Source organism: Diplocloster modestus (genome assembly GCF_019042245.1).
Lineage (GTDB): Bacteria > Bacillota > Clostridia > Lachnospirales > Lachnospiraceae > Diplocloster > Diplocloster modestus.
The window spans coordinates 80,885-103,185 of the sequence record NZ_JAHQCX010000001.1 but is presented as its reverse complement, the minus strand read 5'-3'; the positions used below and the strand labels follow the sequence as shown (position 1 = coordinate 103,185).

At 47.3% G+C, this 22,301-nt stretch carries 23 protein-coding genes; 6 read left to right on the top strand and 17 right to left on the bottom strand.

Annotated features, from left to right (window positions below):
- Nucleotides 1-86: 86 nt before the first annotated feature.
- Nucleotides 87-1,007 carry a recombinase family protein gene (locus tag KTH90_RS00600; RefSeq protein ID WP_238726073.1) on the top strand — a complete coding sequence of 307 codons (921 nt, stop codon included), beginning with the start codon at nt 87-89 and terminating at the stop codon, nt 1,005-1,007.
- Nucleotides 1,008-1,104: 97 nt separating this feature from the next.
- Nucleotides 1,105-2,373 (top strand): hypothetical protein, encoded by a 1,269-nt coding sequence (locus KTH90_RS00595; RefSeq protein WP_238726072.1) that lies wholly within the window; start codon nt 1,105-1,107, stop codon nt 2,371-2,373.
- Between the two features lie 291 nt (nt 2,374-2,664).
- Here KTH90_RS00595 and KTH90_RS00590 read toward each other — a convergent pair whose 3' ends face one another.
- From KTH90_RS00590 to KTH90_RS00550, 9 genes are all read right to left on the bottom strand, one after another.
- Nucleotides 2,665-3,606 (bottom strand): GH25 family lysozyme, encoded by a 942-nt coding sequence (locus KTH90_RS00590; RefSeq protein WP_238726071.1) that lies wholly within the window; start codon nt 3,604-3,606, stop codon nt 2,665-2,667.
- Complete coding sequence (locus KTH90_RS00585; protein ID WP_238726070.1) at nt 3,603-4,013, bottom strand: phage holin family protein; 411 nt, start codon at nt 4,011-4,013, stop codon at nt 3,603-3,605. The genes KTH90_RS00590 and KTH90_RS00585 overlap by 4 nt, the downstream gene beginning before the upstream one ends.
- A 388-nt stretch (nt 4,014-4,401) precedes the next feature.
- Nucleotides 4,402-5,088: a collagen-like triple helix repeat-containing protein gene (locus KTH90_RS00580; protein WP_238726069.1), complete on the bottom strand. Its 687-nt coding sequence runs from the start codon at nt 5,086-5,088 to the stop codon at nt 4,402-4,404.
- A gap of 333 nt (nt 5,089-5,421) precedes the next feature.
- Nucleotides 5,422-7,104, bottom strand: a complete 1,683-nt coding sequence (locus KTH90_RS00575; protein WP_238726068.1) for a recombinase family protein — start codon at nt 7,102-7,104, stop codon at nt 5,422-5,424.
- Nucleotides 7,105-7,200: 96 nt separating this feature from the next.
- Nucleotides 7,201-7,812, bottom strand: a complete 612-nt coding sequence (locus tag KTH90_RS00570) for a DUF6870 family protein (protein WP_238726067.1) — start codon at nt 7,810-7,812, stop codon at nt 7,201-7,203.
- 122 nt (nt 7,813-7,934) lie between these two features.
- A complete protein-coding gene (locus KTH90_RS00565) occupies nt 7,935-8,177 on the bottom strand; it encodes a helix-turn-helix domain-containing protein (RefSeq protein WP_238726066.1) in 243 nt (80 codons plus the stop codon).
- Nucleotides 8,161-8,598: a sigma-70 family RNA polymerase sigma factor gene (locus KTH90_RS00560; protein ID WP_002604474.1), complete on the bottom strand. Its 438-nt coding sequence runs from the start codon at nt 8,596-8,598 to the stop codon at nt 8,161-8,163. Before KTH90_RS00560 ends, KTH90_RS00565 begins: the two co-directional genes overlap by 17 nt.
- 473 nt (nt 8,599-9,071) lie before the next feature.
- Nucleotides 9,072-10,055: a 23S rRNA (adenine(2503)-C(2))-methyltransferase RlmN gene (rlmN, locus tag KTH90_RS00555; protein WP_002584956.1), complete on the bottom strand. Its 984-nt coding sequence runs from the start codon at nt 10,053-10,055 to the stop codon at nt 9,072-9,074.
- Between the two features lie 16 nt (nt 10,056-10,071).
- Nucleotides 10,072-10,257, bottom strand: a complete 186-nt coding sequence (locus KTH90_RS00550) for a cysteine-rich KTR domain-containing protein (protein ID WP_003431289.1) — start codon at nt 10,255-10,257, stop codon at nt 10,072-10,074.
- A gap of 398 nt (nt 10,258-10,655) precedes the next feature.
- On the opposite strand from KTH90_RS00550, the gene KTH90_RS00545 reads away from it, so the two are divergent.
- The 4 genes from KTH90_RS00545 (at nt 10,656) to KTH90_RS00530 (ending at nt 13,786) form a co-directional block, all read left to right on the top strand.
- On the top strand, nt 10,656-11,012 hold the full coding sequence (locus tag KTH90_RS00545) for a helix-turn-helix transcriptional regulator (RefSeq protein WP_002584957.1): 357 nt from the start codon (nt 10,656-10,658) through the stop codon (nt 11,010-11,012).
- Nucleotides 11,013-11,213: 201 nt separating this feature from the next.
- Nucleotides 11,214-11,543 carry a plasmid mobilization protein gene (locus KTH90_RS00540; RefSeq protein WP_002584958.1) on the top strand — a complete coding sequence of 110 codons (330 nt, stop codon included), beginning with the start codon at nt 11,214-11,216 and terminating at the stop codon, nt 11,541-11,543.
- Complete coding sequence (locus KTH90_RS00535; protein ID WP_238726065.1) at nt 11,504-12,844, top strand: relaxase/mobilization nuclease domain-containing protein; 1,341 nt, start codon at nt 11,504-11,506, stop codon at nt 12,842-12,844. Before KTH90_RS00540 ends, KTH90_RS00535 begins: the two co-directional genes overlap by 40 nt.
- A gap of 66 nt (nt 12,845-12,910) precedes the next feature.
- Complete coding sequence (locus tag KTH90_RS00530; RefSeq protein WP_238726064.1) at nt 12,911-13,786, top strand: BRO family protein; 876 nt, start codon at nt 12,911-12,913, stop codon at nt 13,784-13,786.
- A 190-nt stretch (nt 13,787-13,976) separates the two neighbouring features.
- Here KTH90_RS00530 and KTH90_RS00525 read toward each other — a convergent pair whose 3' ends face one another.
- From KTH90_RS00525 to KTH90_RS00490, 8 genes are all read right to left on the bottom strand, one after another.
- Nucleotides 13,977-14,186 carry a transposon-transfer assisting family protein gene (locus KTH90_RS00525; RefSeq protein WP_238726063.1) on the bottom strand — a complete coding sequence of 70 codons (210 nt, stop codon included), beginning with the start codon at nt 14,184-14,186 and terminating at the stop codon, nt 13,977-13,979.
- Between the two features lie 4 nt (nt 14,187-14,190).
- The gene (locus KTH90_RS00520) at nt 14,191-17,541 is read right to left on the bottom strand and encodes a YodL domain-containing protein (protein ID WP_238726062.1); all 3,351 of its coding nucleotides are present in this window, start codon (nt 17,539-17,541) and stop codon (nt 14,191-14,193) included.
- A gap of 126 nt (nt 17,542-17,667) precedes the next feature.
- Nucleotides 17,668-18,036 (bottom strand): cysteine-rich VLP domain-containing protein, encoded by a 369-nt coding sequence (locus KTH90_RS00515; protein WP_238726061.1) that lies wholly within the window; start codon nt 18,034-18,036, stop codon nt 17,668-17,670.
- Nucleotides 18,033-20,108 carry a type IA DNA topoisomerase gene (locus KTH90_RS00510; protein ID WP_238726060.1) on the bottom strand — a complete coding sequence of 692 codons (2,076 nt, stop codon included), beginning with the start codon at nt 20,106-20,108 and terminating at the stop codon, nt 18,033-18,035. The genes KTH90_RS00515 and KTH90_RS00510 overlap by 4 nt, the downstream gene beginning before the upstream one ends.
- Entirely contained in the window at nt 20,105-20,854 is a 750-nt protein-coding gene (locus KTH90_RS00505) for a DUF4366 domain-containing protein (RefSeq protein WP_238726059.1), read from the bottom strand. The genes KTH90_RS00510 and KTH90_RS00505 overlap by 4 nt, the downstream gene beginning before the upstream one ends.
- The gene (locus KTH90_RS00500) at nt 20,844-21,110 is read right to left on the bottom strand and encodes a DUF4315 family protein (protein ID WP_238726058.1); all 267 of its coding nucleotides are present in this window, start codon (nt 21,108-21,110) and stop codon (nt 20,844-20,846) included. The genes KTH90_RS00505 and KTH90_RS00500 overlap by 11 nt, the downstream gene beginning before the upstream one ends.
- Nucleotides 21,111-21,125: 15 nt before the next feature.
- Nucleotides 21,126-21,566, bottom strand: coding sequence for an XF1762 family protein (locus KTH90_RS00495; protein WP_021393617.1), 441 nt, complete (start codon nt 21,564-21,566; stop codon nt 21,126-21,128).
- Nucleotides 21,560-22,291, bottom strand: coding sequence for a phosphoadenosine phosphosulfate reductase domain-containing protein (locus KTH90_RS00490; protein WP_238726057.1), 732 nt, complete (start codon nt 22,289-22,291; stop codon nt 21,560-21,562). The genes KTH90_RS00495 and KTH90_RS00490 overlap by 7 nt, the downstream gene beginning before the upstream one ends.
- Nucleotides 22,292-22,301: the final 10 nt, after the last annotated feature.

The following is a 22,301-nucleotide window of genomic DNA, read 5'->3' as shown; positions in this document are numbered from 1 at the left end:
GGGCGTCGGTCAGCAAGTTTGACGGGTTTTTAGGGAGAAAGCCCGGAACCTATTCCTGTTATCCCAAAATCAGAATAGGTGATCATATGAAGAAAAGACTATACGAGAAATATAAGCTCCGTCGAGAAAAAGAAGTCACGGAAGCGTTTATATATATCCGGGTAAGTACCGCAGACCAGGCAGAGGAAGGGTACTCCCTGGCTGCGCAGGAAAAGAAGCTTAGACAATACTGTACAGAGCATGGATACAAGGTTCTCGGGTTTTATGCGGATCGAGGTATATCTGCAAAAGATATCGTCCATCGGCCGGATCTGTTGCGGTTGCTTAAGGACATTAAAGACAACCCTGAAAATAAAAAACGAGTTGTTCTTGTCTGGAAGCTTTCTCGTTTTTCCCGATGCTTGATTGATCTGGTTGAAACCTGCGACCAGATCGAAGAATATAATACTTTTCTAACCAGCTATACTGAACCGTTTGACAGCAGCACCTCGATTGGTCGATTTATGAGAGGAATCCTTGGACTTGTTGCACAATTTGAGCGGGAAATCATCTCCGAAAATGTGATGTTAGGAATGGCTGAACGCGCCGAACAGGGGAAACGGACATGTACCAGCGTCCTGGGGTATGATCTACACGGGAAAGACAGTCTCATGTATAATGAGTTGGAAGCAGAGTATGTGCTTTTTGCGGCACGAACTTATTTAGAGCGGAAGAATTTAATAGAAACTGCACGGTTGTGTGACGAAAGAGGATATCGAGGAAAACGCGGAAAGCGCCCCACGCCGCAGTCCGTCTTTGTGATTATTACCAATCCACTATACTGCGGTTTTAACAAATTTTGCGGGAAATTTTATAAAGGCATGCACCCGCGGCTTATAAGTATAGAAACCCACAATAAAATTATCCGCACACTTAAGGCGCAGGGGCAACTTGTAGGCAGATACAGACATAATATGCTGTTTTACATAGATCCTCGAAAGGATATTATCACAATCCCCGGCCAATGATGACCGGGGATTACTAAATTGTAAAGATATTTGTCCATTATGTTGTAATCTGTAAATTTTTGGTATATTATAAATAAAAAAGCCAGAGGACAATCATATGGATAATAAAAATCTAGGTAATATTTTAGAAGAATCGTTTAATCAGAATATACCTGTTATTTCACCAAATATCCATTATTGGATGATCAGATCTAAGAAAGGCTTCTTCTATCATGAATATATTAAAGACGAATTTGTTGCTTTAGGTTATAACACAATCGATAAAAATACAAATCTTAATGTTAAATTTAATCCAACTCTTCCTGATCAAATAAAAAAAGATCATCCACATATAAAACAAACAACAAAGGTAATTAATAAATGCAATTATTTTATTAATGACATTCAAATAAATGATCTAATTATTATTCCAAATTCAGGGACTGAAGAAATTACAATAGCATTAGCGGGTGATTACTTTGAGGATGATACCGCTACTATTGAAAAAGAAAATGAAATATCATATAGAATAGAAAAAGAACCTGCCGCAATGATTAACGTAAAATGCCCATATAAAAAAAGGAGGCATATTATTCCATTAAGAAGCATAAAAACTAAAAAAATCAATTATCATCTTTATCAGACTTTAAGAAATTATAATGGCATTGATGATGTTGATGAACATGCGGTTTTGATTTTAAGTTTGATATTCGATATATTCATTTATCAGGGTGATTTACATATATCATTATTTGTAAATCAGTCGAACGATATAGGATTAACAGATCTATCTGGTTTTTTATACGGAAGCGGAAAATACTTTTCTCATTTTTTTGATTCATCCAAAGTAACAACTAAGGTTAATGTAAGTTCAGAAGGGCCAATTTTATTTACAATAAAAAACATAATAGACTTTTTTGTAGATCATGGTCAAACTGTTTTTAATGCTTTTCTTATTTTAATTACATCTCAGAAACTAATTAATAATATTAACGATCTTCCAGAGTTTTTAAAAAGAATATTTACCTTAAAATCCACAGTCGCTCAAGAAAAAATTAATACGGAATTAAAAAAAGAAGAATTAAGAACTAAAAGGCTTGAAAATGAAAAACTCGAACTGGAACTAAAAAAAGAAAAAGAAAAAGAAAAGGCTAAGATATTAGATGCAACAAAACAAATTAATGACGATAATTATTTAGAAGATAAAATCAATCGTATACAAACACAACTTATTGATGCCAGTTTAGATGGTATGATAGGAGAAGATGTCCGGGATATTATCCAAAAATGTATAATTCCTCTCGAAATAACACCAGCTGATATATCTCCAGAAAAATTGAAGTTGGCTAAAGATACTTTGTCAGAAACAGATTTATTTTCACAGTAAAAAAAATAGATATAATTATATCTAGAATGAATACCGTTAATAATAATCCGTTTAATGAAAATAAGAGTTCTTCGCTTAAGACTAAGATATTAATTGCTACGCATATGCTCATTACAGCTAAAAACGAGACAGTATTAAAAAAAATACGATATAAAAAATTCAATAATTTCATATTTTTCACCTCTCTCATTTTATTATATTACACAATTTTAAAAGTGTCTATAAATCATTGATAATATATAAAATTCCCGGCCAGAAATAAAAAAACAAAACTGGTCGGGAATTTTATACTTATAGTAGACTGGAGATCGTCTTCGGTCCGCACAAGCCATCAACGACAAGCCCCGCCCGCGCCTGCTGATCTTTCACGGCAGCTTCGGTCGCAGGGCCGAACTTTCCGTCATCGTCCAGGCCAGCAGCCATGATCTCGTTGATCCGCTTCTGGACCCAATCCACGGTCACCCCGTCGCTTCCCCGCTTAAGGACCACCTTACGGATCGCCTCCCGGGTACGCGGCCCCATCTTCCCGTCAACAACCAGCGGTCTTCCGGCAGCGTCCCTGTATCCATCCAGGTTCAGGGCATTCTGCAACGCTTCCACTTCTGCTTGGCCAGACGACGGGGCGGGGGCCGGATCGGACATGACGTCGAACAGTTCAGGCTTATAGCAGATATTCATGTCTACACGGCCAGCGATCCCGTCCACCAATCCATTGCTGGTATGCTGCCAGATCACAGCTTCCTCCGGGCGATACTTATCCGGAGCGGTCCCGTTGTTCAATCCATACCTGGCGATCCAGTACATGTACGGCAGGTTAGGCACATCCAGGACATTATCATACCAATCCTGATTGCAATAGATCCCGACCTCGTATCCGGCGGCCCGGATCACTTCTGCGGCCGCATTGATGATCTCGGTCAGGCGGGATTTCGGGAGATTCCGCTGTGCTGCCAACTCCATGTCAAGCCACACCCGCTTGACCTGCCGGTCTCGGATCAGATCCACTACCTTCCCGGCGCGGACCCTCGCCGACTCTGGTGTCAGATCGTACATGTACACATACACATCCGGGCGGAATCCGGCAGCCACGGAACCGGTATAATATTCATCAAAGCGGGCGTCCGGCTTCCCGTTTTGGGTAATGCTCCGGAGGATGACAAAATCAATATTGTCTTTTTTAACCGCGTTCCAATCTATCCGCCCCTGATAGGAGCTTACGTCTATTCCTCTCATTCTTTTTCCTCCGTATCGTTTTTATCTCGAAGCTGCAACAGCGTATTTTTCAGCCTATCCGGTATCGGCACAAATTCGGCCGCATTTTCAAGCAAGCTTAATGCCTCATTGCATACGTAAAACATGATCACAACCTCGCGTAGCGGAATAATGTCGCTTATTAATCTCTGAATTATAAACGCCACCGCAATCACAATGAACATAACAATCTTTTTAAGCAGCCCCTTATATCCGATCTCGGATGATAGCTGCTTTTTATAGATCCCCTTAATCACGCCGGTCGCATAATCCAGTGCTGCCAGGGCTACAATTGTTATTAACAATGCATCCCAGCCCCCTAGCCATTTAGCGATAAATCCTCCGATAACTCCAAAAACAAAACTGATTGTATTAAATATTTTCTCCATCTTTTTTCCTCTCTTTCTTAAATTAAAACCGGCCCCCGCAGGGACCGGCTGAAACGGTATCTCAATTTTTGTCTATCACCCTCTTTTCCAAAAGCCAACCATTTGTTCGGTAAATAATAATTTATCTACCGTTATTAAGTTTCGTTCAAAACTGTACCAGGCAAATCTCAATACCGGAGGGGAGACCACAATAGCCCTGGAATACAATACTGGAGACTTATGCGCGTTTTTGATCAGCGTAACGGGCGCATCTAATGCTGCTGCGGTATCCGGCCACTTGCTTGGCAGTACATCCGCAAAGCCTACGAGTTTATCGCTATCAAATGCGTCCTCTGGAGGCGTAAACCAGTGGTGCTACGCGTCCGTAGGATACCTGTATAAGTAATCATTACCGTGCATACACAATCCTAAGATTGTTGGTATTACTCATATATGATGTACCGTTGATGTTAAAATCGGTAACATACAGTGTGGTCGTTGTAACACCTACGGAACAAAATGCATTCACACTGCTGTCACGATAATAGCCGTCCCGGAATTTTTGCATAGTGTCAGTCAAACAGGCCGTTGGAATGTTGAAAACAAATCGAGTATTACTTCCTGTGGTATTTTCGCCAATTACAATAAGTAGTTCCCGGTATTGCGTGAAGTCCCGGTTTACGGGATTCGTGCTTCCTACGACGGCGGATTCGGATAATTTTGACCACGATAAATTATTATTTAGCTCGTTAATTGCGGAAACAGCGCTCGTTTTCGACGTCGTTGTCAGCGTGGTAAGATCACCAATTTTGTCCACCAGGACGGACAACCGTTTTTTGATCTTGCCAAACAGGATGTTGATCGGATCGCCGCTGACCATATCGGTATCCACAGAAGGCGTGGTAAAAGGGATCACCGTGGTAGCATCTACTGCGCCCGTATCTCCTTTGTCGCCCTGCGGCCCCTGTAATCCCCTATCACCTTTATCACCCTTATCCCCTTTCGCGCCCTGCGGACCAGTCGCCCCAGTTGGTCCCGTCGGCCCCTGTGCCCCAGTTGGCCCTTTAATGCTGCCAGCATATACCCATTTTGCCACACTGGCAGCACCGGCTACTGTGCATCTATATACATATCCGGCAGAAGTATTTAGATAATAGTCACCAACCAACGCTGCCGACACCCCAGATCCCGAAAATATGGTTGCTGTTGTAGACGTTCCGGTGATCCCGGTACCGGAGTACCATTGACTTCCTCGTTGTCCAGTATCACCTTTAGCCCCGGTCGCCCCCGTTGCCCCTTTCTGCCCCGTAGCACCAGTAGGACCAGTTTCCCCCGCAGGTCCCGTTTCTCCTTGAGGCCCTTGTGGGCCAGTAGAGCCGTTTATTTATGCACAACATTAGATTTTCCTTTATGTTGAGTAGGCAAGCCGTTAGATTGCCTTGTTTTCAATCACTCGGATAACGTTGTGATTATTCTCGATGTAATCAATAATTCGCTGGTACTCGTCGGCAAAATTGAAGTCAACCGTTATTTCCCCGTTCTCATGCACCCAAACCGCTTTTACGAGTTCAACCATAATCCCGCGGTTAAGGCTCTGAATATTTTTGTATTTCAGAAAGGCGGTTAGATACGGGTCGTCGGTTCCGATACCATCAGCCATTACCTGCATTTCCTCTTTCAGATAGGAGATGTTCGCTTCAAGCTGTTGTATCTGTTCTGCAATCTTGCCTTTCAAGCGGCGGTATTCCTCTTTGGTAATCTCACCGCTTTTCCAATCAAGGTACAAGCTATCGGAAGCGTCATTGTACTGTTTTAGCTGCTTCTCTGCCTGTTTCAAGGAATGGGATAATCTCTTGCTTTCCCGGTTGATAACAGGCGCGTTGTTAATCCGTTCAATTTCTTCTGCAAGCTGATCTACAAGGGCAATTTGCATTTGCAACGCTGCCAATACCGCGTTTTCCAACTTGTCTTGCCTGATAGAATGTTTGCTGCAAATCTTCTTATCGGTATAGCTGCGGCAAGAGTAGTAGGCAATATTGCGGGCGGTTTTGCGCCGCATGGCCTTTTTGCAATCCGCGCAACGGACAAAGCCGGACATGAGATAAACTTCTTGTTTGCCGGGGGCTGTCCTTGTGTCGCGCTTATGTAGGGCTTGCGCTTTCTCGAACGTTTCCCTGTCAATGATCGCTTCGTGTGTGTTGGGGACGACAAACCATTCTTCTTCGGGGACGTTGATCTGCTTGTGTACTTTGTAGCTTATTACGCGATTACGGCCTTGCACCATTACGCCCGTATAAACTTCATTTTGCAATATCCTTGCAATCGTGCTGGCAGACCACAAACCATCGTTTTTGTCGGAATTGGGGTTGTTGTACTTAAAGCCCTTTTTCTTCTTATAGGCTTCGGGGTTCGGCTCTCCCATTTGGTTAAGTCGCTTTGCAATCCCCATTTTACTGTACCCCTCATTGACAAACCAATGGTAAATGCTTTTGACAACTTCCGCTGCTTCTTCATCTACAATCAAGCTGTTTTTGTCGTTTGGGTCTTTCTTGTAGCCGTAAGGGGCAAATGCGCCTATGAACTCGCCGCGTTCCCGTTTCATCTTGAATGTTTTGCGGATTTCTTCGGAAGTGGTCGCGGCAAACTGCTCATTGAACATTCCCCTTATAGGTACTTCAAGCCCGCTTGCAGAATGGGGGTTTGCGTAAGTGTCAATAAATGGCGTGCCTGTGCAAATAAACCTTGCGCCGTTAATGGGTATGAACTCCTCTAAAAACTTTTGCTGGTCGGCAAGGTTGCGGAAACCGCGTGCAAGGGATTTGATAATCATGCAGTTTACTTCTTTCCGGACAATGCAGCCCTCAAGCCGTTTGAAGTTTGGTCGCGCTGTGTCGGTGCCTGTCAATCCGTCGTCGGCAAACACGTCCACAATGACAAAAGTGCCTGGCTCAAAATAGCTGTCTACAAAGTCGCGGAGTATCTTTTCTTGGTTGATAACACTCTCGCTTTCGTCCTCGTTGTCGTCCTCTCTGGATAGTCGAATGTATAGCCCAATTTTCCAAAACGGCTCTGCATAACTGCGTACCGCTTTGTCTTTGCGTATGCGGGGCATTATACCTCCTTTCCCCCTATGATTACGAGTTAATTATACCATTTTCGCCCCATAATCACAAGGTCTTTACCCATAAGGTTAGGGAAAGGTCGGCGGTTATTTCAGACTTAAAAAGTAATCGCACAATGATTGTTTCAGCGTCCTATCCTCTGCGACAAACCGTATTCTTACGGGCGTATCGCCGCAAAGAAAACAATACGGATTGACGATCTGCTCCAAGTAGCTTTGCATTTTCTTTACTGCTGGCAAGGAACTGTCGATATGGATATTGCGAATATCAACCAAAGTGCTGCGGTCTACCTGTGTAATATCAACGCTTCTCATTTGTTGAAGCTGTAATTTGGTAATCATCTTCTTTCCCTCCCGGTTAGCGGCATAGTACAGAATATGCGCTCCGGCTTGTACGATATGAGAAATAAGGCAAAAACGGGCGGTTGTTAGCTGCAACCTCACGGGAGTTTCACCCCGGCCCATGCTGATGGGTGCGCCGCGCAATGCTTTGAGGGCGTTCAACGCGGGAGTATCATTGTAGCCGTTTGTATGTCGTCGCCCACAAGCTGCTAAACCTGTTTTACGGCGCGGTAGTTCTCGCTCGGCTTTTCCCCGTAGGGAAAAAGCGTCATGGCGTACCTGCCGCCCGGCTCGATACAGACGGAATGTACCCGTTTGCCTGTTATGCTGCGCACCAAAGGCCGCTTTCTTTGTCAAAGAACAATCGGCTTTGTCGGCCTGTAACAGCACACCGTTTCCGATATGCTGTTACGGAACGACAAATAACCCATAGAGGGAAGCGTGGAAAAGGGGACACACTTCCCATATGGGCTTGAAAATTATCTGATACGAAACGCAAGTGTGCGGGTGATAAGGCGCACTTGCAGCCTGTTCCTCATTTCCTCGTCAACAAAGGAATAGGTATTGCCCGCGTCGTCTTTCAGCGTACGGGTACAAAGTTTCGCTATGTAGCCCTCGTAATGCTTCAAGATCGCACACATGGCGTTTGTGTCGCCGTTGACCGCTGCGGAAATAACAGGGAACGGCAACAGATTTTCAGACTTCCTAACGGTATTCATCATCTGCTTTTCCCTCCAAATACTGTTTGATTTTCGCAAGCGCGGATTTCCTGTGCCGGAAAACCGTCGTGCGTACAACATTCAGCAGTTCGCCAATTTCCGCGTCGCTCATATCCAAGAAGTAGGACAAAAGGATAATGTCGCGTTTCCTTTCGGGCAAAGCGTTAAGGGCTTCGGCAAGCAGTTCATTTTTGACGAGTACATCAAAGCCGGACACTTGAAAACGGAAATAATCGCTTTCGTATTCGTCCGTTGTGAAAAGCTGCGCGAGTTCGCTTTCGCTCAAATCCGAAAAAGTAACTTCGCGTGCTGCGCGTTTCGCAAGAGTGCGGCGGTGGCTTTTCGCTTCGCCGACCAAAGTTTTCTTTGCTAATGCGTCGTACTGATGTTGTATTCTTTCCTTGTCGGAAGAAGATAGCTCCATAGAGTTCACCTCCTTCCCGCGTGGAGTAGAGGACGGGAGTTAAGGGCTTGTCCTCTCTGCCCCTTTCGCTCCGTACCCGTTCGGGAGATGGCTCTTGAGTGCGCTTTTCAGAAAAAAGTTGAAAAAAGCAAAATGCGCCCGTCCGCAAGACGCGGACGGGCGCAAAGGAAATGTAAGCAGTAGCTAAATGTATTGACAGTTCACATTCATAGCCGGAATATCCCGCTTGCGGAGCATAGCTTTTTTTGACCGCAAAGCATTAGGCGGGTTACAGTAAATAAAAATGGACACGGCGATACCTCCCCGATACCGCCGTATCCTTAAAAAAGGGCGACTTTAATACACTACCCGCAATCCATTCTATAATAGGGAACAGCGGCTTTTGCGCAATATTAAATAAAAAAGCCGATAACACATAGGTTTTTTGACCTAATGCGTTATCGGCTCTGCGTCTATGCGTCTGGCACTTTTAATCATTTTTTTTTGAATTTATTATATGTGTTAGCTAACTGTCCACAAGCCGCGTTAATCTCTCTGCCATGAGAAACTCTCATAGTAACTTCAAGTCCTGCTTGCTCTAATTGATGTTTGAATGCAACTATTTCCCGTTTCTGTGGTGCTTTAATTCTTGAATTGCTTGTTGGGTTGTATTGTAACACGTTAATCATAACTTTTTTGCCCCGAAACCATTTTGCAAGTTGTCTTACATCTGAGGGCCGGTCATTTATACCCGGTAAAAGCAAATACGCAAAGACAATTTTGCGATTATGCCTTTCAGAATAGGATAAGGCTTGCTTAACAACATCTTCAATAGCATATATGCGCATGTGAGGAATAATACGATTTCTTGCAGATTGTGTTGCTGCGTGTAAAGATATTGTCAACTGAATTTTAAGATGTTCCTCGCGCAATTTTTTTAATTGATCGACCGGACCAACTGTTGATATGGTAATGCCGTCGGTTGGAAAGTTGAGCCCATATCTATCTCGGAGAATATGGATTGCTTTTATCAAGTTGTCATAATTGAATAAAGGCTCTCCCATACCCATAAAAACGATACGGTTTACTTTTCGACGCAACAATATAATCTGTTGTACGATTTCTGACGATGTTAGATTACGAACAAAGCCATTTCGCCCGGACTCACAAAAAATACAACCAACAGGACAACCGACTTGTGTGCTCACGCAAACAGTTCCACCATCTCGCCGCTTGATAAAAACCGTTTCAATGTATTTGTTGTCTTTCAGTTCGTAAACATACTTTTCAGTATCACTGCTTTTGCAAATATTTTTTACCAACATTGATAGATTTTTTTTGCGTGGTAATTGCTTATATAATTCTTCATATAAGGCTTTTGCTTCATTCTCGCCAATAACTTCCGACATTTCTTTGTAAGTAAATCCGTATGGATCATTCCGTACTTCCGCAGGCGTATATTTAGGTAAACGTTTCATTTTTATATCCTTTCTTCTAAATAATAAAAGTTTGTTTTTCTGTATTTTTGATTACAATCTCTAATTTTTCTACATCAATGATATGCGTCAATTTGCATTTAGGGCAGAAAAGAGGAAAATCTTTTAATACAGTATTATGAAATACTTGAACTCTCGTCTTTCCGTTACAAATCGGACATTTTATCCAATATTTTTTAAGCATTATATTTCACTCGTCCTTTTTACACAAAAAAATGCAGGTCAATCCTCAACATGAGCATTGACCTGCATTTATAATGCACAGAGCAGTACAACAAAACTAAGGCATAGCTTGCACTATGTCTATACTATATCTATACGTCGTTAGTTTTTTGTATAGCATCCGCAAAATAAGCATGACAAAAAAGCCCATGTTGAAAATGGGAAAATCCTTTTTTTCAATGCTTATCTAATACGCATGCTATGCAACATAAACGCCGCCTCCTTTTACATAAATTTTATTTTATCAGAAAATCAGTCTACTGTCAATACACAACAGGAAGTATTTAACCTAATGATATGAATTGTGTGGACATATCCAAAAAGAAAGGTGAACTGTAAAATGTAACAGGGTGAATGAAAATGGCAAAAAGACCCGTACCATTGTACGACTTTAAGGCTTTCGGGGCAGCTATAAAAGCCGCGAGAAATGAATACGGCGAGAGCCGCAAAAAGGTAAGCGACGAGTTATATATTTCCCCGCGCTACCTTGCGAATATCGAGAACAAGGGACAACAGCCGAGTTTACAGGTATTCTATGACCTTGTAACCCGGTATCATATTTCGGTAGATCAATTTTTCTTCCCGAACAGCAATGCGGAGAAATCCACCGGGCGGCGGCAGCTTGACGCGCTGCTGGACGGTATGAGCGATAAAGGCATACGGATTGTAACCGCAACAGCAAGGGAGATAACGGAAGTCGAAAAAGCAGAGGATTAACCTCACAATATGAGAAATCGGGAGATTGCAGCGCATGGCGGCTGCAATCTTTTTTTGCGTCCAAAATCAAAGGAACGCGCAACAAATACCGCCTTTCGGTGGGGGTATGGAGTAGATAGCAAGCACAGCAAACGAGTACCCGTTTGCGGAAAATGCTTGTTGGGATAATCCCAAACCCTTATACCGAAAGGCGGTGCGGAAATGGAAAACCGAAAGAGAAATATACAGATGAAGTTTTACGTTACGGAAGAAGAAAAGCGGCTGATCGACGAGAAGATGAAGCAGCTTCCCATAAAGCAGTATGGGGCATACTTCCGTAAAATGGCGATAGACGGGTATATTCTTGTCGTTGACCGAAGCGACACAAAAGCATATATCCGGGAACTGCAAGCGGTGAGCCGGAACATCAACCAAATTGCAAAACGCGCCAATGCGACGGGGACGGTTTACAGGCAGGATATAGAGGACATTAAAAAGGCGGTGGACGAGATATGGCGGTTACAAAGACGCACCCTATTAAATCAACCTTAAAGGCTGCGATAGACTATATCTTAAATCCCGAAAAGACAGACGGGAAGCTGCTTGCGTCCTCTTTCGGCTGCGGGCTGGAAACCGCCGATATTGAGTTTGCATGGACGCGGGAAGCTGCCGGAGATCGCGGCACACATTTAGGGCGGCACTTGATACAATCCTTTGCGGTGGGAGAAACCACACCGGAAGAAGCGCACAAAATCGGCATGGAACTTGCCGGGGCGGTATTAGGCGGCAAGTATGAGTTTGTTTTGACAACTCACGTCGATAAAGACCATCTGCATAATCACTTGATTTTCAACGCGGTTAGCTTCGTTGACTACAAAAAGTACCATTCCAACAAGCAAAGCTATCACTTTATCCGGCGCACCAGCGACAGGATATGTAAAGAGCATGGGCTATCCGTCGTCGTACCGGGACAGGACAAGGGAAAAAGCTATGCAGAATACACCGCCGAAAAGCAAGGGACAAGCTACAAAGCAAAGCTGAAAACGGCGATAGATACTCTCATTCCCCAAGTGAAAGATTTTGACGAACTGCTGCGCCGCTTGCAGGAAATGGGGTATGAAATCAAACGGGGCAAATATGTTTCCTGCCGCGCCGCTGGACAAGAGCATTTTACCCGTCTGAAAGAAAAGACGCTCGGCGCGGCCTATACGGAAGAAGCGATAAAGGAGCGTATCAAGGGCGTATATATCGCCAAGTCAAAACCGCTGCGGGAAGATAGGAAAATCCGGCTTGTCGTCGATCTTGAAAACAGTATCAAAGCACAACAGTCGGCGGGCTATGAACGGTGGGCGAAAATCCATAATCTGAAACAGGCGGCAAAAAGCATGAACTTCCTAACCGAAAACAAGATTGAATATTATAGCGACCTTGAAAGCAAAATCGCGGATATTATGACCGCCCATGACGCGGCGGCAAGGGCGGTTAAGGACGTAGAGCAGCGTATGTCTGATTTGTCGCTGCTTATCAAGCACACAACCACATACCGACAATTAAAACCGATTTACGAGGAATACAAAAAGTCGCGGGACAAGGAAAAGTATCTGCGGGGGCATGAAAGCGAAATTATCCTGTTTGAAGCTGCGGCAAGGGCATTAAAGGAAATGCAGATAAAGAAGCTGCCCGATCTCGCCGCGCTGCGTAAGGAGTATAGCAGCTTAAACGACAGGAAAAGCAAATTGTATGAGGATTACCGCCAAGCGAAAAAGCAAATGCAGGAGTACGGCATTGTCAAAAAGAACGTCGATAGTATTCTTTACCCGTCCCAAAGCAAGACGCGGGAGCAGGAACGATAAGAGGTTACAGTAGAAAAAGTCATAATTTTATTGTAAAATAGAAATGCCCGGAAAGGAGTACCGCAAATGGATAACGACAAATTGCAGCTTTTTGAAAACAAAGCAATCAGAACGGCATGGGACGAGGAAAAGGAAGAATGGTACTTTTCCATTGTTGATGTTGTCGCGGTTTTGACCGACAGCCCCAACCCTCAAACCTACTGGCGCGTAATGAAAAAACGCTTAAAAGACGAGGGAAATGAAACCGTTACAAACTGTAACGCTTTGAAAATGACCGCCGCTGACGGGAAAAAGAGGTTGACCGACGTTGCAACGACGGAACAGCTTTTGCGTATCATTCAGTCTATTCCCTCACCGAAAGCAGAGCCGTTTAAGCTGTGGCTTGCGGAAGTCGGGCGGGAACGGATAGAAGAAACCATAGACCCGGAACAGGCCATTGACCGCGCCCTTGAAACCTATCTAAAAAAGGGATATACCCGCGAATGGATTAACCAGCGGTTACAGGCAATCCAAGTGCGGAAAGAATTAACCGACGAATGGCAAGACCGGGGCGTGAAAAAGGGTGTTGAATATGCGATACTCACCGACGAGATCACCCGCGCATGGTCGGGAATGACGACGCGGCAATACAAAAAGCTGAAAGGCTTAAAAAAAGAAAATCTACGGGATAACATGAGTACAACGGAAATCATCTTGAATATGCTCGCGGAAACCTCTACAAAAGATATTTCCCAAGCGTCCAAGCCGGAAACCTTTGAAGAAAACATAGAGGTTGCCCGTCGCGGCGGGAATGTCGCCGGGATTGCAAAACAAGCCCTTGAAGCGGAAACGGGCAAGCCCGTTATCACTTCCCAAAACGCGGCGCAATTAAACGCCGTTGTAACGGGCATGATTGAGGGCGTTGTGGACGCGGAAAAGAAGAAAGACGAAACGTACGAATAAAGGGGCTGCAAGTGGAACGTTAGGGGCTGAAAACGCCTGTGTTTCTGCGGCTTCCAGCGCGGGGAAATGGCATAGACGATAAAGTATATTCAAACCCGCAAAAACGGCTTTCTAATTGTCCACGCAAGGACAAAAAAAGAACAGGGGCGCGGCGCCGGAAATCGGCAACCGCGCCCCTGTTTTCTATGGACTATTCCTCGTCGGTCAAGATAAACTCCCGTTCAGAAAACTCGCTGTCCGTCATGGCTTGCAGCTTGTCCACCGCTGCGGCGGCAAGCTGGCGTATATCCTCGTCCATGTAGGGCATGACGGCAAGGATATTTTCAAGCGTTGTTTCTCGGCTGTCCTCGGCGTAGATCGCAACAATGCTTTCTTCCTCTATGGTAAAGCGGATATTCATACTATCAAACCTCCAAATCCTTTTTATGCTCTTTCTGTTTGTCTTTCGGCTGCTGCGCCGCCTGTTTCTTATACTCGTCCAGCTTTTTCAGAATAGAGGGCTTTTTCTGCGGCTGCTCCCGTTTCTCGGCTTTTACCGCTTTCGCAAGGTCGGTAACGGAAATTGCTTCGCCCGCCTTTGCCCGCTGCTCCAAATCTGCGACGGTGGGCGTTTGCGGCGTGTTATTGATAATCCCGTCAAAATTGTTGTCGTTCTGCTCTATGGTGTCCTCGACGTGCTTTAAGGGATTATCCCGCTGCGGCTGCTCGGCGGCTATGGCGTAAGCCTGTGTGCCGTTCCCCATAATGAGATACTTCCCGTCCTCCGACGCATGGTGAAAACCAAAGCCCGCCGCTTCGATCTGTTCGCGGCTCATATCGGTAATATGAAAATTGCCCCTCGGCGTTCTAACAGTTTCACCCGTCAAAAGGCTTTCGGGGGTCGCTTCCGGCTGCTGCTTTTCAAGCTGTCCGTCCTTGTAGGAATACCCTTGCGCCGCGATTGCTTCAAGGGTCTTACCCGTAACATCGCCGTAAATCCGCTTGTCTGCGTCAACCAGCATTTGCAAGGTGTCTTTTACGGTGTCGGATAGGGCTTGCTGCTGTTCGGGCGGCAGCTTGTCAAATACGGGGGTCTGCTGTTCCTGCAAAAACTCCGGCACTTGCTGAAAACCGATACTGTCTACATAGTGGGCGGTGTTCTCGCCGTTCTGATGAAGTACAACAATGTCCGAAACGGAAAGGCTATGCCCCTTGAAATCGGCGGGGTGGTCGATATTAAACTTTTCCCAAATGTCGCCCAGCGTCATATCCTTTGTAAGCGGTGCGGTATAAACGAGTTCATAATTTGCCCGGTCTACGGTATGCCCCGTTGCTTGCAGACGGTCGTAAGGCTCAAAGCGCAAGTCCCTTGTTTCGTCCCCGCGCTTTAACTGATAAATGGAAAAGGTGTCGCCCTGCTCCTGCTCGGCTTGCCGCTGTTGCTGCAACTCGGTAAAATGCCCCTCAATCTCGGTAATGAGTTCCTTTGCGGTGGCCTGTATCGTTTCAAGGGACGCTTTTAGTTCGGTCATTTCCTTGCCGCTGCTCCAACCCGCCACATAGCCGAAAGAATAATCGGAAGTATCAAGGCCAAAGTGCTGGCAGACGGTGTAAGCGACGCTTTCCGCTTCTACCTCGCGGGTATGGCGGTCAACGCGGTTTTGTTCCTCCGGCGGGGCGTTCAAGTCTACATCGTGCAGCTTCGCATGGGCGATTTCGTGAATGGCGGTCTTTACCGCCTGTAACTCGCTTACACCCTCTTTAATGGCAATCCGCTTATCGGTTAAACTGAAATACCCGTTTGCGCCGTTTGTGATCTGCTCAAATGCAATCGGGACGGGGGACGCTTTTTCAAGGGCGGCGAAAAAATCCTCGTATTGCTCCACATCGGCAAGCAGCGGTTTAACGGAAAGGTCGGGAAACTCCTTGCCCTCGGTCTGCGAAATATCAAAGACGGTTATAACCTTAAAGGCGGGGACGGTGATTTCCTTTTCTTCCTTAATCGCTTTTCCCTCGCGGTCAAGCATGGGCTTTCTCGTTTCGGGGTCGATTTTATCAACCAGCTTTTTCACCTTGTAGGGTGCGGGGGCAAAGATTTTAATGCCTTTCTCGCCTTTCTTTACATGGCGGTCAAACTCCTTTTCCCATTGACGGAAGCCCATTACCAAATTGCCGCCCTGCATGGCAATCAAAATCGTATTGTTCAGACTGTAATCATGAAACTTTGACATAGCGGTTAAAAACTCTTTATAGCGGTCGCTGTCAAAAATTGCTTGTACGCCTTGCTCCAAACGGGCGGTAATCTCCTTTACCTTTTCGGCGGGCTTTTCAGAAGTAAGGATAATGGGGACGACGGGGCGGGGCTGCTGCGGCTCGGCGGTCTGTACGGCTGCTTGCTGCACTTCGGCTGCGTCCATATAGGTCTTGTCCTGTTCGCTGCGCTCCGGCTGCGGGTAACTCATAATCTTGTATTCCTCCGGCACTTCGCGCCCCTCAAACTGCCGTTCCCACTCGTCGCCGCTTTCCACGATATAACCATATTCGGTAAACGCGCCTTTTTCCTGCGCGGCGGCATTTCTTCCGAAAGTAGTAAGGTCAATGCCGCCTTTCCATTCTTCGGGCATTTGTACCATGCCGGATTGATTTAAGTAGTAGTCGCCCAAATCGCGGTAGGTATGTACTTCGGGGATATGGACGTAAAAATCCACGTTGTAGGTGAAGTCAATTACCTGTCCAATATTTGCAAGCCCGTTTTTCTGCTGCAAAGCTGCGTTCAGCTTGCCGATCTCGGCGGGGTCCAGCTGCTCAATCCGCGCCGCAAGAAAATTGAGTTCGTCCACGTCGGCGGCGCATACCATTTCATAAGGCAAGGCAATATGTTTCTCCGGGTCGTCGGAATAGCCGCGAATGGAAAAATCCTGCGGGTTATCGGCGGTAACGCCGACGCTCTGCATAGCTTCGTGTAACTGCTCCTTTGTGGCGGGCATATCCAGCCAATAGCCGCTTGGGTCGCCCGCTTCAAAGCGGCTGCGGTTGCCTATCATAATAGAAAATTGTCCGTCCATGTGTTCACGCTCCTTTTGCTGCCCGGTAGGTTCGGGGATAGCTGCCGCCTGTTGCTGCTGCGGGGGTTCCTCGCCCTCTATGGTGTAGTCCGGCATGAGCATACCGTTTACTTTGAAATACTCGGCGTACTCCTGCGGGATAGGTGGGGATATTTCCGTAAACAAGCGGTCGTATGCTTTGATACGCCCATTCAGATACTTTTCCATAGCCGCCTTATCGGGGAAAACCTTTCTGTCCTGTCCGGCGATCTTCGCTTGCCCGTTTCTGTTTGGACTGTTGGTGTAAACGCCCCATGTAAGAGAATAAGAGTAAGGGACGCTTTCTTGCTTTTCCCGGTCGTATCGGGTATTCTCGTAAATGTAGTAATTCATCTGATATACCCGGTTGCTGCGAGTATGGCGGTTATACTCGTTTTCCTGCCACTGGTTAGCGGTGTGCTGGACGTGCGGCGTTCTCACATATTCCAATGCTTTATCCAGCAAAAGCGTTTTCCCCGCCTGTTCTTCCCATGCGGCGGCTTGCTCCTTTAAGCTGTCAAAAATCGCCTGTTCTGCCGCCGCGCTTTCGCTGCGCATGGAAAGTAGCTGCGCAATCGGCAAGGAAGCATAAGGGGCAATATCCCCGTCCTTTGCTTCAAAATATATCCGGCGTTCTATCCGCATGGTTTCGGCGGCTTCTAATTTGTCATGGTCGTATGAGGTGTACGGCATATTGTTTCATCACGTCCTTTCTCGGTCATATAAGGGTTTGGGACTATCCCAACAAGCAAAATGCCCGCGCTTCCCATAGAGCAGCGCGGGCATTTCTCGCAAACGGGTACTCGTTTGCTGTGCTTGCTATGTAGTTGTTTTACTCCGTAAACGCCTGTTTCTCTCGCTTTGGGCTTTCTGTCTGCGACGTATCTTTGCCGCGCAATCGGGGCAGTATTTCGCCCGGTTGCTTCCCGCCGCAAACGTGCTGCCGCATACCGCGCAACGCTTCAAATCGGTTTCCCCGCTGCGGGTGATCTGCTCGCAAAGCTGCCTGTCGGCGGGCAATACCGCTTCGCGGAAATAGCGGCATAGCAGCGAATAGCTGATACTCTGCACACAAACGCAAGTTTCCCCGTCGTCCAATAGCAGACAATTCCCGCAATCGTTGTTTGCACAAGCGGCGCGGGTCATTTTCTTTACGGCGCGGTACTGCTTTTCATCAAGCCTTATCATTTTCGGTTCTGCTCGACGCGGAAGTTTACATACTTGCCGCCTGTGTCGGCAAGCAGCACAACACCGTCAAAGGTCTTTCCCGTCTTGGTCGAGTACATACCTTTGATTTTTACCTTTCCGTCTTTCAAAAGGGCGGCGGCAATCGCCTTTGTGAAAGCCTTTTTACGCTGCTCAAAAAAGCGGTCATTCTTCCACATGACAAAGCTGCAAGCCCTGTCGGAACAATAAAAGTTTTTCTTGCCCTCGTAAACCGCTGCGCCGCAACGGGGGCAAGTGCCGATTGCTTCCCGCTGCGGGGTAAACAGTTTTGCTTTATCCTCGGAAATCGCGGAATAGGTCTTGACAAGCCCCGCTGTCATTTCCTCAATCCCGCGCATGAAGTCGGCGGGGCTGTCGCTGCCCTTTGCAATCCCGGTAAGGCGCGTTTCCCATTCTGCCGTAAGCTGCGGGGACGTAAGGCTTTCGGGCAGAATGGCGACAAGGTTATACCCGTCCTTTGTGGGGATTAGCTTTTTGCCCTTGCGCTCGGCAAAGCCCGCTGAAATGAGTTTTTCAATGATACCCGCCCGCGTCGCGGTGGTGCCTAATCCCTTGCGTTCCGCGTCCTCCGGCGTGTCCTCCTTGCCCGCGCTCTCCATAGCCGAAAGTAACGTATCTTCGGTAAATGCCTTTGGGGGCTGCGTGTAACGCTCGGAGATCTCCGCTGCCGGATTTTCAAAGGCCTGTCCCTCGGCAAGCGGGGGCAAAACCGCTTCCGGCTCTGCGTCCTCGTCCTGTTCCCCGGACGCGGCGCGGGACAGTCTTTCAATCTCGCGCCAACCCTCGCAAAGCGTCGTCCTGCCCTTTGCGGTAAAGGCATAGCCGCCGCAAGTGAAAACCGCCGTAACTGCTTCATAGGTATAGGGCGCGGCAACGGCGCAAAGCAGTTTTGCGCATACAAGGGTCATTAGCTTTTTCTCGCTCTCGGCAAGGGGCGCAAAACCGTTTTTCAAAAACTCCGCTGTCGGCAAAATGGCGTGATGGTCGGTTACTTTGCTGTTGTCGCAAATCCTTGTAAGGTCGGCTTGCAGCTTCACGCCCTGCATAAAGGGAAGCAGAGAACAAAGCCCGGTAATGAGTTCTTTTGTGCTGCCCTCCATATCGGAAGTGATATATTTGCTGTCGGTGCGGGGATAGGTCAAAAGCCGCTTTTCATAGAGGGCTTGCGCATAGTCAAGGGTCTGTTTCGCCGTAAATCCATATAAGCGGTTTGCTTCCCGTTGCAAAGAAGTAAGGTCAAACAGTTTCGGCGGGGCTGCGGTCTTTTTCTCTTTTTTGAGGGAAGTACAAACGGCCTGCGATTTCTCGCAAGCCGCTTTCATCTGCCGCGCCGCCGCTTCGTCGTCCTGCCTTTCGGAAAGGGCGGCAACGCCGCCAACGTCCAGCCGGACGATATGATATTTCTCTTTCTGAAAGCTGCTGATCGCATAGTCGCGGTTTACCAGCATAGCAAGGGTGGGCGTTTGCACTCTGCCGACATTCAATGTTTTATGGTAGAGGATAGAGAAAAGGCGGGTCGCGTTAATGCCAATGAGCCAATCGGCCTTTGCTCTGCAAAGCGCGGATTGATAAAGGTTGTCGTAGCTGCGCCCGTCTTTGAGATTAGAGAAGCCCTCGCGGATTGCGCTTTCTTCCATGCTGCTAATCCAAAGGCGGGAAAAGGGCTTTTTGCAATTCACCTGTTCATAGACAAAGCGGAAAATGAGTTCTCCCTCGCGTCCGCTGTCGCAAGCGTTGACAATCTCGGTAACGTCGCTGCGGTGCATAAGGTCTTTGAGAATGGAAAACTGCTGCTCCTTGCCGCTGGCAACAATAAACCGCCACTCCTGCGGGACAATGGGGAGATCGTCGTACTTCCATTTACGGAATTGTTCATTGTAGGTCGCCGCGTCTGCAAGGCTAATCAAATGCCCGATACACCACGACACAAGATAACCGTTGCCCTCAAAATATCCGCTGCGCTTTTCATTCGCGCCCATAACGGCGGCAATCGCCGCCCCGACGCTCGGTTTTTCTGCAATTACAAGTTTCATAGATTATCGTCCTCCTGCTCGGTCTGTTCGGTTTCAACTACTTCCGTTTCCTCGTCGTCCTCGTCAAAATCAAGGTCGTCAAGGTTGCTGCTGCCTTTCGCCGCGTCCTTTTTGGGCTTCAAAATCTTAAAGTAGTAGAACGCGCCGCCGCCCGCTACGGCAACAAGCAGCACGACAAGCAGAATACCCATGCCGCCGCCTTTTTCTTCCTCCTGCGGCTGCTCGGTTTCTTCCGGCTCCGGCTCGGCTTCCACGCCCGCGCACTCGCCCATGTTGACGCTGCAAACCGGGCAATCGGTGTTGACGCTTCCGGCAACGCATTTTTCGGTGCAGCTACAAACGGGGGCTTCGGTCTGCCCGTCCTCCATAAGGGCGGTTAAATCCGCTTCGTCCACTTGGTTAAGGAAATGGACGGTGTTTTCCCCGTCCTCGGCGCGGTCAATGATGATGTAAAAATAGTTGCCGCTTTTGGTAACGACGGTAATAAACTGCTTGTCGCCGGACGCTTCACCCGTTATATCGTCCACAAGGGACATATTCCCGTCCGGGGTAAGGGGCTGCGGCTCATAGCCGCCCGTCGTTTCTTCCGGCTCGGTTTCCGGCGCGGGTGTTTCCTCGGTTACGGGGGTAGGCGTGTCGTCGCTTTCATCGCCGCCGCCCGCGTATGCGGTAACAGAAAGGCCGCACATGATAACCAGCGCGGCAAGCAGTACGGTAAACGTTCGGATTAGCTTTTTATTCTTCATTGTCGCTGTCCTCCTGTTCGGCGGGGTAGGTCGCTTCCGGCTGCGGCAAGGTAATTTCGCCGCTGGCGTAAGCGGAGAGGAACGCGGCAAGCTGCGTCCCGTCAAGGTGTACCGCCTTTACCATTTGCACGATCTGCGCGTTTTCTTCCTCGACTTTCTGCGCTTCAAGGTCTTTCAGCTTCTTTTGGTATTCAAGGACTTTTGCCCTCGTTTTCTCAATATCCCTTTCGATACGGTCAAGTTTCGTGTTCGCCATAGTCATTTACTCCTTTCAAACTGTTTTTTCGTAACGATATTTCATTTGTGGTGGATAGAGGTCTGTTGCGGGTTTTCGGCTTCCCGTCCAACGCTTGCCGCCCGCAATCCCGGCACATTTCCAACCTGCGGCGCGTAGGCTTGCGCCGTTTTCTGTGTCAAGGATATAGGTTATCATTTTCCGATAGCCCATAGCCCGCGCCGCCCGCCAAGCTGCGGCATACAACATACTGCAAGCGTTTTTTGTTCCGTCTGTGCAAAGGCGGTTGACTTCAAGGGTTTGCCCGTCGTCGAGATAACGGCTAACAGGTCGTCCCACAATCGCAACGCCTACAAGTTGCCCGTCTGCGGTGCAGCCGATTGAAAACTTATGTCCGGTAACGGGCTTATGGTGGCGGTGGTGCTGTGCAACAAAGGCGTTTGCTTCCGCAAGGGAAACGGGAATAAGCATTAGCATGGCTTTTCCTCTCCAAAACGCTCTTTCCATGAATAATTGCGCCCCAAGCCCTTTACAGTTTTAAGATAGGGCATAGCGTTTTCTTCCAAAGCCGCCGCCCGGTTAAATAGATCGGGATAGTGTTCTTTGAGATATAAAATCTCTTGTTTCTTCATGCTCGGACAAAAGAAACAGGACGATTTACCCGGCTGCGGCAATCCTGCCGCTTTGATTTCCCGAATACAATCGTCCCTGTTCCAGCCCCATTCTTCAATGAGGGGGTAGCGGTTATGATATTTTTTGTCGGCTTCGTTGTACTTGCGGGAATGTTCATACCGTTTCACTTCTCCTGCGTCATAGCCGATATAGCGGTTGACTTTCTCGCCGCGCTGCCATACTTCGCGGCAAGGCGCATAGTGGTTGCAAAACTTTTCCTGCGGTGCGATTTTGTGTTTCTGCGAACAACGCTTATGCCCGTAGGCAATCGACGGGAGCGTATGAGAGCGCAAGCACTCGGTTTCAAGAGGTAGGCGGTTGCCGTAGCGGTCAACATACTGCACAACGGTAATCTGCGGCATACCGCGTTCCGCAAGCCATTGATTGATTACCTTAACAAATTGATAGGTATGCGGGTGTTCCGCACCCGTATCGGCAAAGGTGATAAGGTCAACCGGGATTTTGTGCTTGTATAGGCCAATAAGTAAGGCGGCACTATTCGTGCCGCCGCCAAAAGATACAATATTCATTTTTCAACTC